The sequence below is a fragment of the Dyella caseinilytica genome (assembly GCF_016865235.1).
In the GTDB taxonomy this organism is placed as follows: domain Bacteria; phylum Pseudomonadota; class Gammaproteobacteria; order Xanthomonadales; family Rhodanobacteraceae; genus Dyella_B; species Dyella_B caseinilytica.
In genome coordinates, this window is sequence record NZ_CP064030.1 from 689,803 (window position 1) to 706,601 (window position 16,799).

Here is a 16,799-nt window from a genome sequence, read left to right on the forward strand (position 1 = left end):
AGATGATCCGCCGTTCTGCTAACTCTGCGCTTACACCGCCGGCTCAATCCTCGCCGGTGGCGTCAGAACAAGCCTGAAGCAACTGCCACCGCCCGCGACGCGGACGTATTCCAATGCTGCCTGATTGGCTTCGGCCATCTGCCGCGCGAGATAAAGCCCCAACCCCGTGCCGTACTCATGCGTGGTGTAGAAAGGCTCGAAAATCTGTGCTGCGACTTTCGGTGCGATGCCCGGACCGCGGTCGATCACTTCCAAGATCGGCACGCCATGTTCGCCATGCCGCACGACCACCATCACACGGGCAGATTCACCCGGCATGCGGCCATAGCGAAGGGCGTTCTGCACCAGATTCCACACGACTTGCTGTAACTGTTGCGGATCGGCCACGGCAATCACCGGCGCGGCGCTGTTGTCGATCACACGCAACGAATCGCTGCCAAGGTCGTTGCCCTGCTTGTATTCCTCGACAAAGCCATGCCCCCAGTCGCCGAGATTGAGCGTTTCAGGACGCGAGCGTTCACGTCGCGACAGCTGCAGGATGTTCTCGATGATTTCGTTGAGGCGACTGCAATGGTTGTTGATGATCTCCACCATGCGCAAATCGGTGGGATTCATGTCGCTGGATTCGGCCAGCAACTGCGCGGAGTAGCGGATGGCCGCGAGCGGATTGCGGATCTCGTGCGCGATCGATGCGGAGAGGCGTCCGAGCGAACTGAGCGTGAGTTCTTCCGCGCGGCGCGAAACCAGTGAGGTGTCGTCGAGAAAGATCAGCACCAGCGAGTCGTCATTCGGTGCCAGGCGACTGAAGCGCGGCACTACTTCCGGCATGCCATCGGCCAGCTGCGTCGCCGTTTCGTCCAGCTTGCCGGAGGTGATCCAGTGATACAGGCGGCGCGACAGCTCCGGCGCAACGCGCCCCAGGTCGCGCTGGTCGGAAGAGGGATTGCCCAGCAGCATCCACGCCGATTCGTTGATCTGGTGAACCCTGTTGGCATCGTCCACCAGCATCACGCCGGTTTTCATGCGCCGGATGATCAGTTCGTTGACTTGCGAAAGATTGACCAGATCGATGCTGCGCTGCTCGGCCAACGCTTCACTGGCGCGCAACTGGCGGCCAAGCACGTGGCACAGCACGACGATCGCGAAATAGGCCATGCCGAACAGGCCCGACTCAAGAAAATCCCGGTCATCCGTGGCCCCCGCGTGCGGCAGGGACAGCAAAGTGCGACCCAGCACACCTAGCGTGGCGAGCGCTGCCAGGAACAAGGCTAGCCGCAGGGGCAGCAGCAGGGCGCCTGCGGCCAGGTTCACCGCCAGCATCATCGCGATGCCGATGCGCGCGTCGTTCATGGCGGCAATGGCCAGCACAGCGGCGATGATGTCGCCCAGCAAGGTGCCCAGGATCGCCAGCCAGCCCAGTGTACGGGTCAGATGGGTGACCGAAAGGATCGCCAGCGCAAAGAGCAAGTAGGCTGCGGCAACGATGCGCGCCAGCCCTATGTTGTCCAGATGCGGCCAGCCCATGCCGGTCGGGGTGAAGGCCAGCCCGACGTAAACCAGCGCCTGGGCCAGGCGGAAATAATTCAGAAACAATAATTCGTGGCGGGTCGTCGTGCTGTTGGGCGAATCGGACATCGCGCGATTGGACACGGGGTTTTGGGCTCACGAATGGTGGTGGTTGCTCCCTCTCCACCGCGCGGAAAGGGCAGGGGCGAGGGGATAATCTTGCGACAGAACAACATCGAAGCGAACTTCGATGCACCACTTTCGCAAGATTGCCCCCTCACCTCAATCCTCTCCCCAAAGGGGTGAGGAAGCAAATACCACGGAGCCTCCCCTTTCCATTAGCTCACTCTTCCGCGAAAATACCGGGCCGTATTGCGCGGTTTTCGCCATGTTGACCCATGGCCGCGGCGCACTGCACGCCGGTAGTGCGTATCACCGCCGTCCGTTCTCCCAAGTCTGTGCTGTGGCTACCGTGCAGGCTCGATTCTTCCCCATTCACTCGAGGTATCGAATGAATTTCCACGAGTACCAGGCCAAAGAGCTGTTCGCGCACTACGGTATTGCCGTACCGCCGGGCAAAGTTGCCAATTCCCCCGACGCCGCTGTCGACGCCGCCAAGCACCTTGGTGGTTCGCAATGGATGGTCAAGGCCCAGATCCACGCAGGTGGTCGCGGCAAGGCCGGTGGCGTCAAGTTCTGCAAGAGCCTGGATGACGTCCATGCCGCCGCCAAGGGCATGCTGGGCAAGACCATGGAGACCTACCAGTCCGCCGGCCGCGCGCTGCCGGTGAACCTGGTGCTGGTCACCGATGCCACCAACATCGCCAAGGAGCTGTACCTGTCGATCCTGGTCGACCGCGACAGCAAGGCCGTCACGTTCATCGCCTCCAAGCATGGCGGCGTGGATATCGAACAGGTCGCCAAGGAAACGCCGGATGATATCCACACCATCGTGGTGGATTTCGTCGAAGGCCTGCAGCCGTACCAGTGCCGCCAGCTCGGCTTTGCGATGGATCTGAATCCGAAGCAGGTCACCCAGCTGACCAAGATCATGCTGGGCCTGTACAAGCTGTTCAACGAGAAAGACCTGTCGCTGGTCGAGCTGAACCCGCTCGCCATCCTCGAAGACGGCAACCTCGCCGCCCTCGACGGCAAGGTCAACTCCGACGACAACGCTGAGTTCCGCCATGCGGATCTGGCCAAGATGCGCGACCTCACGCAGGAAGACGCTGCGGAAGCCGCGGCCGTGCAGCACAACCTCAACTACGTGACCATGGACGGCAACATCGGCTGCATGGTGAACGGTGCGGGTCTGGCCATGGCCACCATGGACGTGATCAAGCTGGCAGGCGGCGAGCCGGCCAACTTCCTCGACGTCGGCGGCGGCGCCACTAAGGAGCGCGTCACTGAAGCGTTCAAGCTGATCCTTTCCTCCGACAAGGTGCGCGCCATCCTGGTGAACATCTTCGGCGGCATCGTGCGCTGCGACCTGATCGCCGAAGGCATCATCGCCGCGGTGAAGGAAGTGGGGCTGAAGATTCCGGTGGTGGTGCGCCTGCAGGGCACCAACGTGGAGAAGGGCCGCGAACTGCTGGCCAACTCCGGTCTGGCGATTACGCCGGCTGACGATCTCAACGACGCGGCGAAGAAAGCCGTGACTGCCGCGAAGTGAGGAGCATCTAAGTCATGAGCGTTCTCGTTAATAAAAACACCAAGGTGATCGTGCAGGGCTTCACCGGCCAGCAGGGCACCTTCCACGCCGAACAGGCGATCGACTACGGCACCAAGGTGGTCGGCGGCGTGACCCCGGGCAAGGGCGGCACCGAGCACATCGGCCTGCCGGTCTTCAACAGCGTGGCCGAAGCGGTCGACGAAACCGGCGCCGATGCGTCGGTGATCTTCGTGCCGCCGCCGTTCGCGGCCGACTCGATCCTCGAAGCGATCGACGCCGGCGTGCGCGTGATCGTCACCATCACCGAAGGCATCCCGGTGCTGGACATGCTGCGCGTGAAGAACGTGCTGGCACAGCATCCGGAAACCGTGCTGATCGGGCCGAACTGCCCCGGCATCATCACCCCGGGCGAGTGCAAGATCGGCATCATGCCGGGTCACATCCACAAGCCGGGCAAGGTCGGCATCGTGTCGCGTTCCGGCACGCTGACCTATGAAGCTGTGTTCCAGACCACCAACGAAGGCCTGGGCCAGTCCACCTGTATCGGTATCGGTGGCGACCCGATCAACGGCCTGAACTTCATCGACTGCCTGAAGCTGTTCCAGGACGATCCGCAGACCGAAGGCATCATCATGGTCGGCGAAATCGGCGGCAGCGCCGAGGAAGAAGCGGCCGAGTTCATTGGCGAATACGTCAAGAAGCCGGTGGTGTCCTTCATCGCAGGCGCGTCGGCTCCGGCCGGCAAGCGCATGGGTCATGCCGGCGCCATCATCTCCGGTGGCAAGGGCACGGCAGCTGCGAAGTTCGCCGCGCTGGAAAAGGCTGGCGTCACCACGGTGAAGTCGCCTGCTGATCTCGGCAAGACGCTGGCTGGTCTGCTGAAGAAGTAATTCGATTGCCTTCGGGTGATCCTGAAAGGGCCGCGGTGACGCGGCCCTTTCTTTTTGGCTGTATCAAACATGTAACAGTCAGGCCGCTTGCCGTCGCGCGGGCACAGAAAGTAAATCGACAACCACGCCGTTTCGTGCCAGCGTAAAGGAACCGCAGAGGGTGGCATTGGGGGTGCTTGCATGCCTGCTACACGTCCGCCGTTCCTTTATCCGTCGGGTTCGCCGTTGATGCACCCGCCATTGGCGTTGGACCAGGCGCGTCTCTATGGTTTCTGGGTCGCCGGTGATCTAGCTGCCTTGCAGGCAAGCGTGGATCGCATGCTTAATGCCTGCAGCCGCAAACAGATGCATTTCACCGTGCTGACGCATTACGTGTTGCTGAGTTTTGCGGATATCCGCCATGCACACAGCGCGTATCCGATGGATGTGGTGAAGGGCTGGGGCCGGGAGATCGACATCGTCACCTGGGTGATGGTGGGTTGCACAAAGCCCGGCGAGGAATGGCCCAGTTTCTACGCTTATCCGCTGCATATCTGGGTCGACGATTGCATGGCGCTGATCAACGGGCGCGAGTTGTACGGCTATCCCAAATACGAATGCCTGTACGCGATGCCCGGGCATGATGAGCCGCCGACGACATTCCGACTTGCCGCCAAAGGTTTCCAGCCGTATTCGCCGGAAACGGAATTGTCGATGCATCCATTGCTCGATCTCGATGCCACCGTTGGCGTCAAGGACGAACCGACCAAGGATGTCATGGCGTGGCGCGAAGGTTTGATCGCCTGCATGCACCAGACACCGGGTTTCTGGAATACGCATCCGGCGTGGCGGAAGAAGTTCGACGAATGGTTCGACTTCTTTCCCGGCGTCGACCAGATCTTCCTGAAACAATTTCCCGATGGCAGCGGACATCAAGCGGTGTATCAAGCCATCGTCGCGGCGCCGGCGAAGATCAAGACGATCCACGGATTGTCGCTATTGAGTGGCCGCTACGATCTTCGTGTGCATCCCTTCGATAGTTTTCCCTTGCATCACACGCTGGGTTGGCAGCTTGGCGTGCAGCCGGCGCATTGCGGTTTTTGCATCGATTTCGATTTTGAAGTCGGCGCCGCAGTGGAACTGGTCGACAACTCGCGCATCGACGTGGAGCAGGCCTGATGGCGACCCAACCTCAACGCATCGCCATTCTCGGTGGCGGTGTTGGCGCCATGACGGCAGCGTTCTGGCTGACCAGTACAGAAAACTGGCAGCAGCACTATCAAATCGATGTGTACCAGATGGGCTGGCGCCTTGGCGGCAAGGGTGCAAGCGGACGCAACGCGGCGATTGCACAGCGTATTGAAGAACATGGCTTGCACATCTGGTTCGGTTTCTACGACAACGCTTTCCAGTTGATGCAGCAGGCCTACGCCGAACTGGATCGTCCGGTCGGCAGTCCGCTGGCGACATGGACGGATGCGTTCAAGCCGCAGCACTATGTTTGCCTTGCCGAGTTGATCGAGGCCAGCTGGCGCGTGTGGCCGATCGAGACACCGGAACTTCCCGGCATACCGGGCACGCCGCGTGTGCAGGAGGGCGTAGAGGCAGCGATTGCCGAGCTGCTCGATTGGCAGCGTTCATGGCTGGAATCCTGGGCGAAAGCCTATTTCTTCCATGCAGGCAAGGCGTTTCGCATCGGCACGCAGCATGAAAGCCGCCTGCGGGATCTGCTGGCGGCAGCACGCGCCGGACTCACGGCATACGAGGATGTGGGCGACCCGCTAGTGGTTGCGCGCAAGGCACGTGATCTGGCGCATGCTGCAGCAAAGACGCCTGCCATGGCCGACTGGCCTTCGGTGTTGACGCTGCTGCAACACCTGCAGCAGGCCCTGCATGATGTGGCGGCTCCATTCGGCAATCCCGACGCTTGGTCGGACGACTGGCGACGGCTGTACATGGCGATGGATCTTTCGCTGGCCGTCGGCATCGGCATGTTGGTGGATGACGTAGTCAGCAAGGGTTTCGAAGTGATCAACAACGCTGAGTTCCGCGTGTGGCTGGCGCAGCACGGCGCGCAGCCGGTAAGCGTCGATGGTGCACCGGTGCGCGGTTTTTACGATCTGGTATTTGCTTATCGAAACGGCGATCCGCAACAGCCGAATATCGAAGCTGGCACCATGTTGCGCGGCATGCTCAAGGTGGGTCTGGGGTATCGCGGTGCGTTGATGTACAAGATGCAGGCCGGCATGGGGGATGTGGTTTTCGCGCCGCTGTATGACGTGCTCAAGCGGCGTGGTGTGCGTTTTCATTATTTCCACAAATTGTGCGAACTGCGGCCCGATGCCAGCAACAGCGATGTGGAAGAAATCGAACTAGAACAGCAGGTGGCGTTGACGGCAGATGCCTACGATCCGTTGATTGACGTAAACGGGTTGCCGTCTTGGCCATCGACACCGCGCTATGCGCAGATCGACCCGCAACAGGCAACGCTGCTGCAGCAAAACCAGATCAATCTGGAAAGTCATTGGTCGAACTGGCCGGAGGTCTATCGCCAGGCCATGGGTCATCCCTTGCCCAGGAAGATCCTGCAGCGTGGTGTCGATTTCGATCAGGTGGTGTTCGGATTGTCGGTGGCCAGTCTCGTGGAGGTGGCGCAACCGCTGTTGGCGATCAGCGAACCACTACGGCAATGCAACGAGAAGGTGGCGGCTGTCGCCACGCAGGCATACCAGTTATGGCTGAGCCGTGATCTGCAGAGCATGGGCTGGAGTTATCCGGGCGATCATGGCGAAGAGCCCGTGCTGTCCGGGTTCACCGAACCGTTCGATACCTGGGCATCGATGGATCAGCTGCTTTGTCGCGAAACCTGGCCGCTCGATCAAGCACCGAAAAACATCGCCTATTTCTGTAATGCGCTGGCGTTGGCATCCTATCCATCGCCGGATGATCACGACTTTCCTGCGCAATGCGCGACACTCGTGAAAACAGCGGCGATCCATCAATTGCAAACGGATATGCGCCCGCTATGGAATAACGTCGGCGCAAGCGGTTTCCCCTGGGAGTGGTTGGTCGATCCCACCAACGGCTCTGGCGAGGCGCGTTTCGATAGCCAGTTCTGGCGCGCCAATATCGACCCGTCCGAGCGTTATGTGCTATCGCTGGTCGACACCAGCCGTTATCGCCTGCGCACCGATCAATCCGGGTTCTCCAACCTGTTTCTGGCCGGTGACTGGCTGAAAACCGGACTCGATGCCGGTTGCGTGGAAGCGGCAGTGATGGGTGGCATGCAGGCGAGTCGCGCGATCTGCGGCGTGCCGCAGGCCATCCAGGGCGAGCACGGTTGGTAGCGCCTCACTCGCTGCCGAGTTCCGACACGGGCAGCTCGACGATCCGTTCGTTGCGACGCTTGGATTTGTGTGCGTACATCGTGCGATCGGCTTCGCGGATCAGCTCGGCAAAATCGGCGCTGCTCAATTGCCGCTGGTTGGCGGGCGCGCTGCATACACCGAAGCTGATACCTGCATCCGGGCTATGGCTTTCGCGCAGTGCGCGATCCAGTTCGGCCAGCGCGCGGGTCAGCCGCTGCTGGCCGAGTTCGTCGCCATAGGCGATCAGCGCGAATTCGTCACCGCCAAGGCGGAAGGCGCGAATCATATATCCCAGTCGGGCCAGACCTTCTCCCACCGCATGCAACAGTTCGTCGCCGCGTTCATGGCCCTGACTGTCATTAATCTGTTTGAGGCCATCCAGATCGATCATCGCGATCTGCCACGTACCCTGGGCCGGATCGGTGTTCTCGCGCCGGGTGATTTCTTCGATCATCACGTTGAACGCAAGGCGATTGCCGAGGCCGGTCAGCGTATCAATGGATGCTTTGGCAATGGCCTCTTGCATGCCACGCCGGAAGCGCTCGCGACCATCCTCGACCAGTTTCACGTGATCGGCTAGCGCAAAAGCCAGCAGCATGGCTTCGCAACTGTTGCCAATCAAGGTCAGCAGATCGGCGTTGTCGACAATGCTGGGCACCAGGCCGAAATTCACCGGCAGGATGATCGAACCCGGTATCAACACTGCCATGAAAGCAAGGGTAAAGAAGCGTGCGCGCCGCACGCCGTGCAGCAGGGACCATACGCCCATGCTGGCGGAAAACAGCACCACGATCGACACCGCTGCGGTGGCAAGCAGAAACGCCAGCGAGGGAATCCAAAGTGAAACCGGCAAGGCGATGATCGATGCCATCACAATGCCGAAGCCGACACGCGCCATGCGCGGCGCGTGCCGCTTCAGATCAAGAAAGCGGATGGTGAAGCGTGCATGCACGACCGGTAGCAGGATGAACCATTGCGCAAAATTCACCGGTTCCGTGTTGATGCCGAACCAGCCTTGCGGCACGCCGAAAAAGAATCCCCAGCCGAGTACCAGGATCAATGCCTGCGATCCGTAAAGCGTGTAGCTGCGATCCCTGATCCACAGACCCACGAACAGAATGAAGATGCCCAGCCCGAACAGCACCCCGAGCGAACCGAGCATCAGCGCCGATTCGCTGGTGCGGCGCTTGTGATACTGCGCACGTGTGTGCACATCGATGCGCGGCAAGGCGGTGAAGAACTTCGAGGTCACATGGATCACCACCGCGTAGTGATGACCCGGTGTAAGGGTGACCGGGGCCGTACCACGCGGGGTGTCGTTGACGCCCGTGTCCGCACCGCTTTCAAACTGCTTGCGCAGGCCATCATCGCCAAGCACCCACAGGGTGGCGTTGTCGTAATAGGTGTTGTCGAACGTCACCACCCAATCGGAAACAGGCGGGTTGGGGGTGAAGCGCGAGACCAGCCAGAAATCGCCGCCCAACATGTTGACGGAAGGTACGCGGGTACGCGAGGCAAGCCAGCTATCCAGCGCGGCATAGTCTGACGGCGCTTGTTCACCGGCAGACGCCTTGTAGGTGACGACAGCGGGCTCTTGCGGAGGTGGCCCGAATAGCGGAAAGGGGCTGCTGGCTCGGGAGATCGGCGACACGACAAGGGCAAGAAAAAGCCACAGCACCACCATCAAACCGCGGCCCAGCGACCGGGGTAACGCGCGTTCCTGTGCGTGCTGACGAGTACGCAAATCTGCCCCTTTGTCAGTCTGCGTCGGGGGATGGTACACCTGCATGCCGCGTGATGCGCGCGCTGTGCAAGGAGCCCTCCGCGCAGCAATAAACGCGCCATCGGCAATGATTGCCCGGCAGTTATGCACAGGGGCAGGAGCGCCGCGGTCTCGCCTCGGTCGATATCGCTGAGGATTGTCTTCAACGAGGAGGCTCAAAACACGCTACAAAGTTGGCCGCGTGGCTCTTGTTCTTTGCGCTTCCACTACCATTTACCGCCAATCGCCCTTGGACAAGTACAACGATGGCTGCGCTCCGCCTGGCTCTGGCCCAATACGATTTCCCCGTCGGCGCTGTGGCCGCCAATACCGCCAAGGTCCACGAGCTGATGACGCGGGCACGCGCCGGCGATGCGTCACTGGTCGTTTTCCCAGAGCTGACCATCAGCGGTTATCCGCCCGAGGATCTGCTGCTGCGTCCCAGCTTCCTCGCCGCCTGCGAGGATGCGATGCAGGAGCTGGCCGCCGAGACCAACGGCCTGACCGCTATCGTCGGTTTTCCCCATAGCCTGGGCGAGGTCTACAACGCTGCCGCCTTCCTGCGCGGTGGTCAGATCATGCAGATCACCCACAAGCAGATCCTGCCCAATTACGGCGTGTTCGACGATAAGCGCTATTTCCGCCCAGGACGCACCGGCGCCGTGGCGATCGTCGATGGCGTGCGTGTCGGGTACCTGATTTGCGAGGACATCTGGCAGGCCGAGCCCGCCGCGGCAGTGGCCGCAGCCGGTGCGGAACTGATCGTGGTGATCAATGCCTCACCCTGGGACGCCGCCAAACAGCAGGCGCGCGAAGAGGTGTTGGCAGAGCGCGCCAAGGAAACCGGATGTGCCGTGGTCTATCTCAACCTGGTCGGCGGCCAGGATGAAGTCGTCTATGACGGCGGCAGCCTGCTGGTGAATGCCGATGGCAGCATCGCGGCACGCGCGCCGTCGTTTGTCGATGCCTTGCTGTGGGCCGATTTCGATCCAACCGATCGCACCCTGCATGCGCTGGATTGGCCCACGGTGCCGGACACCTCGCACGAAGCCACGCTGTACGCCGCGTTGGTGCGTGGCATTCGCGATTACATCGACAAGAACGGTTTCGGCGGTGTGCTGCTGGGTCTGTCTGGCGGTATCGATTCCGCACTCACCCTGGCGCTGGCCGTCGATGCACTCGGCCCCGATCGCGTCACCGCGGTGATGATGCCGATGCGCTATACCTCGCAGCTTTCGCTGGAGGGCGCGCGTGGTCAGGCCGAACGCCTCGGCGTGGAGTATCACGTGCTCGGTATCGAGCCGACCTACGATGCGTTCATGACGGCGCTTACGCCGCTGTTCCAGGGCAAGAAACCCGATACCACCGAAGAGAATCTGCAGTCGCGCACGCGCGGCGTGATGCTGATGGCGCTGTCCAATAAACACGGACGCCTGCTGCTGGCCACCGGCAACAAGAGCGAGATGGCGGTAGGTTATGCCACGCTTTATGGCGACATGTGCGGGGCCTACGCGCCGCTCAAGGACGTGTACAAGACCGAGGTCTACCGTCTTTCGCGTTGGCGCAACACCTCGCAGGCACGCCACACAGGGCAAAGCGACGATTGGGTCATCCCACCTGCCGTGATCGAGCGCCCGCCGTCCGCCGAACTGCGTGACAACCAGACCGACCAGGATTCCCTGCCGCCCTACGACGAACTCGACGCGATCCTCGCCCGCTTCATCGAGGACGAACAATCGCAGGCGGAAATCATCGCGGCAGGATTCAACGAAAACACCGTGCACCGTGTCGTGCGTCTGGTGCTGGTCAACGAATTCAAGCGGCGCCAAGCCGCACCAGGACCGCGCGTCACCACCCGCGCATTTGGGCGCGAGCGGCGTTATCCGATTACGTCAGGCTGGAAATAAAAGGTGTCCTTCCTTGAACGTCCGAATCTCCATGCGCACGTCACAGGCCTGAATCGGCGTGCCGTGCGTAGGTTGGCCTAGCGCAGCGTAACCCAACATTTCTTGCTGGAACTCGTAAGGTTATTCCCGGATCAAGTCAGGGATATAACTCCGTCCACAAAAAAAGCCAGCGACCTCTCGGTGCGCCGGCTTTTTTGATGACGAAGATCGCTGGCTCAGTAATGAGCCGAGAACGGAATCATCTTACGCAGCACCGACGGCGAATGCGGCCATTTCGGATCTTTCAGGTAAGGATGATTCGGGTAGTTGAGTGCGAGCACCTGACGCACCTGCTCAGCCTGTTGCTTCTCGTTGAGGCTCAGGTAGCTTCGGCACAGGATGGCCAGCGCATCGCCTGCTTGCGGCGATTCCTGGTAATGCTCGATCACGTATTGGGCGCGATCGGCCGAGGCCACATAGGCCTTGTTGCGCATGTAGAACTTGGCCACGTTGATCTCGAACTGGGCCAGCACGTTGCGCAGGTAGATCATGCGCTGACGAGCATCCGCGGCGTAGGCGCTGTCCGGGAAGCGACGGCTGAGTTCAGAGAAATCGTCGAACGCCTTCAGGTTGTAGCCCTGGTCGCGACGCGTCTGTGCGCCGACCTGTTCGCTGGCAAAGGCGCGCTCGATCACACCGCTGGTGCGATCAAAGTTGATCAGGCCGCGCAGGTAATAGGCATAATCCACATGTGGATTGAGCGGATTGGCCTTGATGAAGCGATTGATGGTGGAATACGCATCATCCGGCTTGTTGTTCTTGTACTGCGCATACGCCAGTTCCAACTGGGACTGTTCGTTGAACGGACCGGACGGGAAGCGGGCGATAAGGCGCTGGTAGGCTTTCTCGGCCGCCGAGTAATCGGAATGGATCAGATCGTTGTGCGCCCTGGCGTAAAGCAGCGGCAACGGCAAGGTATCCAGCGGATCGCCGCTGTGCCGGAACCACGAGCAAGCGCTCATCGTCACAGCCAGAACGAGCACCATCAATACTTTAAGGGCAGATGTCGGAGCGACCGGCAGCTTGATTACGCGCATGAGTAAGGGGTTCAGATGTTTGAGCGAAAAGGGATCATAGCCGAAACCGGCCGCCAGCCGGGGGAACCGGCATGACCATCATTCGTCACGAGGCAGTGGTGCCTCTGTCGGCTGCGGGTCGGAGGTTCGACCAAGCTTTGGCCGAGATGTTCCCGGACTATTCCCGTTCCCGCCTGACCGCGTGGGTCAAGGCTGGCGCGGTGACCCTGGACGGGGCGCCAGCCGCGCCCCGATACCTGCTGCGGGGCGGTGAGCGGGTGCTTCTGGAAGCCGAACTGGAGACCGAGGTAGCCAGTGCCCCCGAGGACATCGCCCTGGACATCGTCCACGAGGACGACCACCTGCTGGTCCTGAACAAGCCCGCCGGGCTGGTGGTTCACCCGGGTGCTGGCAACCCGGCTGGCACGGTGCTCAACGCCTTGCTCCATCACGACCCGAAACTGGCCGAGCTGCCGCGTGGCGGCATCGTGCACCGCCTGGACAAGGACACCTCCGGCCTGATGGTCGTCGCCAAGACCCTGCCGACCCACACGGCACTGGTCGGGATGCTGTCCGAGCATACGGTCGAGCGGCAGTACGAAGCCGTGGTGCTGGGCCCCCTGATTGCCGGCGGCACCGTGGACGCCGCGATTGGCCGCCATATGAGCGATCGTCTGCGCCAAGCCGTGCGCGACGAGGAAGACGGCAAACACGCCGTCACCCACTACCGCCTGCGCGAACGCTTCCGTGCCCACACCCTGATCCAGTGCAATCTGGAAACCGGGCGCACGCATCAGATCCGCGTGCATTTGGCACATATTGGGCATCCGCTGATCGGCGATCCGCTGTACGGCGGTGGCCTGAAGCTGCCCAAGCGCGCCACCCCTGAATTGACGGCGGCGTTGCGTGGATTTCGGCGCCAGGCCCTGCACGCCGAGCGTTTGTCCTTCGAACACCCGGCCACCGGCGAGGTGCTGGCCTTTGAGGCAGCGCGTCCGGCAGACATGGATGACTTGGTCGCGACCTTGCGCGCCGATCTCGCTGCCAACGGTCCTGACGAGTATTGATCGATGCCGGCGATGAGCGACGCCTGGATTTTTCCTGACTGGCCCGCACCGGCCAGTGTGCATGCGGCTGTCACTACGCGTGATGGCCCAGGCGTCTCGCAACCGCCGTTCGGGCGCTTCAATCTCGGCCTGCGCAGTGGCGAAGATGCCCAGATTGTGTGCAGCAATCGCGGAGCATTGCGGCAATCGTTGGGTTTGCCCGCCGAGCCGCGCTGGTTGCGGCAAGTGCACGGCACCACCGTCGCCGACCTGGGCCCGTTGCCGAGCCCCGAAGAACCCGAGGCCGACGCTGCCGTATCGCATTTGTCGGGCACCGTGCTGGCAATCCTCACCGCTGACTGCGTGCCCGTGCTCTTCTGCACCCAGGATGGCGGCACCATCGGCGCTGCCCATGCCGGCTGGAAAGGTTTGGCGGCCGGCATCCTGGAAGAGACCATCGAACAAATGCAGCAATCAGCGGCAAGCGTGATGGCCTGGATCGGGCCATGCATCGCCAAGCCGTCCTACGAGGTGGGCGAGGAAGTGCGCAAGGCATTCCTGGCCCACGATGCCGCTTTCGAGAGCGCCTTTGAAGCCACGCGTCCGGGCCATTGGCTGTGTGATTTGGCCATGCTGGCGCGGCTGCGTTTGCAGGCCGCTGGCGTCAGGCGCATTTACGGTGGCCAATTCGATACGCGCGCCGATACGCGTTTCTATTCCTATCGCCGGGAAGGTGCCCGCAGCGGCCGTTTCGCCAGCCTGATCTGGCTGGGTGAATAGGCGGGAATGGGAAATCGGAATGGGGCAAGCGCGGTGCGCGATCCCACCTGATGCGGCAACGCAAACGGGAAAAACAAACGGCCTTTTTGCTTTCCCGATTCCCTCTGCCAGTGGCTAGCTGCTAGCTGAAGCCGCCGCCTGGTGCCATCCTTGGCCGTGCTTGAATCGCCTCGCCCTGTCCGCATCTCTCCGAGCAGTGGCGGCGTGTCCGCCAAACCTTTTTGGGGATACATCAATGCGAATGGATAAACTCACCTCGCGTTTCCAGCAAGCACTGGCCGATGCGCAGTCATTGGCAGTGGGGCGCGACAACAACATGCTCGAGCCGGTGCACGTGATGGCGGCGCTGCTCGATCAACAAGGCGGTTCGACTGGACCGCTGCTCACTCAGGCCCACGTCAATGTGCCGGCGTTTCGCCAGCGCGTGGCCGAACTGCTCGATCGGCTGCCGAAGGTCAGCGGGCAGGAAGGCAACATTCACGCCGGCAATGAGCTGACACGTCTGCTCAATCTCACCGACAAGCTGGCGCAGCAGCGTGGCGACCAATTCATCGCCAGCGAGCTGTTCGTGCTTGCCGCGCTGGACGACAAGGGCGAACTCGGCTCAGCGTTGAAAGCGGCCGGCGCCACGAAGGCAAACCTGGAAGCGGCGATCGAAAAACTGCGCGGCGGTGAAAAAGTGCAGAGCGAAAACGCCGAAGAGCAGCGTCAGGCGCTGGAAAAATACTGTGTCGATCTCACCGCGCGTGCCGAGAGCGGCAAGCTCGATCCGGTGATCGGCCGCGACGAAGAAATCCGCCGCACCATCCAGGTGCTGCAGCGTCGCACCAAGAACAATCCGGTACTGATCGGCGAGCCAGGCGTGGGCAAGACCGCCATCGTCGAAGGTCTCGCACAGCGCATTGTGAAGGGCGAAGTGCCGGAAGGTCTGCGCGATCGCCGCGTGCTGGCGCTCGACATGGGTGCGCTGATCGCCGGCGCAAAATTCCGCGGTGAATTCGAAGAGCGCCTGAAAGCCGTGCTCAACGATCTGGCCAAAAACGAAGGCCAGATCATCCTGTTCATCGACGAACTGCACACCATGGTCGGTGCCGGCAAGGCCGATGGCGCGATGGACGCAGGCAACATGCTCAAGCCCGCGCTGGCACGCGGCGAGCTGCACTGTATCGGGGCTACCACGCTCGATGAGTATCGCAAATACATTGAGAAAGACGCGGCGCTGGAACGTCGCTTCCAGAAAGTGTTCGTGGGCGAGCCGAGCGTGGAAGACACCATCGCCATCCTGCGCGGCTTGAAGGAGCGCTACGCGGTGCACCATGGCGTGGAGATCACCGATCCGGCCATCGTTGCCGCGGCGACGCTTTCCAATCGCTACATCACCGACCGTCAGTTGCCCGACAAGGCCATCGATTTGATGGACGAAGCCGCGTCGCGCATCCGCATGGAAATCGACTCCAAGCCGGAAGAAATCGACCGCCTGGAACGTCGCCTGATCCAGCTGAAAATCCAGCGCGAGATGCTGAAGAAGGAAACCGACGAAGCGTCCAAGAAGCGCCTGGCCGATCTCGAGTCGGATATCAGCAAACTGGAGCGCGAATTCTCCGATCTCAACGAAGTGTGGAAGTCCGAAAAGGCTGCGTTGCAAGGTGCGACCAAGGTCAAGGAGCAGATCGAGCAGGCGCGTCTCGAATTGGAGGCTGCGCAGCGGCGCCAGGATTACGCCAAGATGAGCGAGATCCAGTACGGCAAGCTGCCGGAACTGGAAAAGCAGCTCGCCGCTGCGCAGGCCGCCGAGAAGCAGGAATTCAAGCTGGTGCAAGATCGCGTCACCGAGGAAGAAATCGCCGAGGTGGTCTCGCGTTGGACCGGCATTCCCGTCAGCAAGATGCTCGAAGGCGAGCGTGACAAGCTGCTGCACATGGAGGAGTCTCTGCACAAGCGTGTCGTTGGTCAGGACGAAGCGGTGCGCGCGGTGTCCGATGCGATTCGCCGTGCACGCGCAGGTCTGTCTGATCCGAATCGCCCCTATGGCTCGTTCCTGTTCCTCGGCCCCACCGGTGTGGGCAAGACCGAATTGTGCAAAGCGCTGGCCGAATTCCTGTTCGATACGCAGGACGCGATGGTGCGTATCGACATGAGCGAGTTCATGGAGAAACACTCCGTGAGCCGCCTGATCGGCGCGCCTCCGGGTTATGTCGGCTACGAAGAAGGTGGTTACCTCACTGAAGCGGTGCGTCGTCGTCCTTACAGCGTGATTCTCTTGGACGAAGTCGAAAAGGCACATCCGGATGTGTTCAACATCCTGCTGCAGGTGCTGGACGACGGTCGATTGACCGATGGCCAGGGTCGCACAGTGGACTTCCGCAACACCGTGATCGTGATGACCTCCAACCTCGGTTCACAGCTGATCCAGGAGCAGGCTGGCGATTCGGAAGCCGATTATCTGCAAATGAAGGCATCGGTGCTTGGCGTGGTGCAAGCACACTTCCGTCCGGAATTTATCAATCGCCTGGATGAGTTGGTGGTATTCCGTCCGCTGGAAAAGAAGCAGATTCGCAAGATTGCGTTGATCCAATTGGTGTATCTGGAAAAACGCCTCGCCGAGCGTCAGCTCAAGCTGGAGATCGACGACAAGGCGCTGGATCTGTTGGGCAATGTCGGCTTCGACCCGGTGTACGGCGCGCGTCCGCTCAAGCGTGCGATTCAGCAACAGCTGGAAAATCCGTTGGCCAGGGAAATTCTCGAAGGCCGTTTCACCAGCGGTGACACGATTGTGGTTGGTGCCGAAAGCGGACATCTTTCGTTCCATAAGGCCTAAAGCAAAGGGCGCGGTT

At 61.2% G+C, this 16,799-nt stretch carries 11 protein-coding genes; 8 read left to right on the top strand and 3 right to left on the bottom strand.

Annotation, left to right across the window (positions count from 1 at the left end; translation table 11 throughout):
- Positions 1–30 precede the first annotated feature (30 nt).
- Complete coding sequence (locus ISN74_RS02815; protein ID WP_188797198.1) at positions 31–1,635, bottom strand: sensor histidine kinase; 1,605 nt, start codon at positions 1,633–1,635, stop codon at positions 31–33.
- Between the two features lie 382 nt (positions 1,636–2,017).
- Here ISN74_RS02815 and sucC point away from each other — a divergent pair, with 382 nt between their 5' ends.
- From sucC to ISN74_RS02835, 4 genes are all read left to right on the top strand, one after another.
- On the top strand, positions 2,018–3,178 hold the full coding sequence (gene sucC / locus ISN74_RS02820) for an ADP-forming succinate--CoA ligase subunit beta (RefSeq protein WP_188797200.1): 1,161 nt from the start codon (positions 2,018–2,020) through the stop codon (positions 3,176–3,178).
- Positions 3,179–3,192: 14 nt separating this feature from the next.
- Complete coding sequence (sucD, locus tag ISN74_RS02825; RefSeq protein ID WP_188797202.1) at positions 3,193–4,068, top strand: succinate--CoA ligase subunit alpha; 876 nt, start codon at positions 3,193–3,195, stop codon at positions 4,066–4,068.
- Between the two features lie 180 nt (positions 4,069–4,248).
- A complete protein-coding gene (locus tag ISN74_RS02830) occupies positions 4,249–5,226 on the top strand; it encodes an acetoacetate decarboxylase family protein (RefSeq protein ID WP_203546692.1) in 978 nt (325 codons plus the stop codon).
- The gene (locus tag ISN74_RS02835; protein ID WP_203546693.1) at positions 5,226–7,394 is read left to right on the top strand and encodes an NAD(P)-binding protein; all 2,169 of its coding nucleotides are present in this window, start codon (positions 5,226–5,228) and stop codon (positions 7,392–7,394) included. Before ISN74_RS02830 ends, ISN74_RS02835 begins: the two co-directional genes overlap by 1 nt.
- Positions 7,395–7,398: 4 nt before the next feature.
- Here ISN74_RS02835 and ISN74_RS02840 read toward each other — a convergent pair whose 3' ends face one another.
- Positions 7,399–9,159, bottom strand: a complete 1,761-nt coding sequence (locus ISN74_RS02840; RefSeq protein ID WP_188797204.1) for a sensor domain-containing diguanylate cyclase — start codon at positions 9,157–9,159, stop codon at positions 7,399–7,401.
- 284 nt (positions 9,160–9,443) lie between these two features.
- Between ISN74_RS02840 and ISN74_RS02845 the strand changes: the two genes are divergently transcribed.
- Entirely contained in the window at positions 9,444–11,084 is a 1,641-nt protein-coding gene (locus tag ISN74_RS02845) for an NAD+ synthase (RefSeq protein ID WP_188797206.1), read from the top strand.
- Between the two features lie 215 nt (positions 11,085–11,299).
- On the opposite strand, the gene ISN74_RS02850 is transcribed toward ISN74_RS02845, so the two are convergent.
- A complete protein-coding gene (locus tag ISN74_RS02850) occupies positions 11,300–12,160 on the bottom strand; it encodes an outer membrane protein assembly factor BamD (protein ID WP_188797208.1) in 861 nt (286 codons plus the stop codon).
- Positions 12,161–12,231: 71 nt separating this feature from the next.
- On the opposite strand from ISN74_RS02850, the gene rluD reads away from it, so the two are divergent.
- The 3 genes from rluD (at position 12,232) to clpB (ending at position 16,783) form a co-directional block, all read left to right on the top strand.
- Entirely contained in the window at positions 12,232–13,206 is a 975-nt protein-coding gene (rluD, locus tag ISN74_RS02855; RefSeq protein ID WP_188797210.1) for a 23S rRNA pseudouridine(1911/1915/1917) synthase RluD, read from the top strand.
- A 12-nt stretch (positions 13,207–13,218) separates the two neighbouring features.
- Positions 13,219–13,965, top strand: coding sequence for a peptidoglycan editing factor PgeF (gene pgeF / locus ISN74_RS02860; RefSeq protein ID WP_188797212.1), 747 nt, complete (start codon positions 13,219–13,221; stop codon positions 13,963–13,965).
- A 235-nt stretch (positions 13,966–14,200) separates the two neighbouring features.
- Positions 14,201–16,783, top strand: a complete 2,583-nt coding sequence (gene clpB / locus ISN74_RS02865; protein WP_188797214.1) for an ATP-dependent chaperone ClpB — start codon at positions 14,201–14,203, stop codon at positions 16,781–16,783.
- Positions 16,784–16,799: the final 16 nt, after the last annotated feature.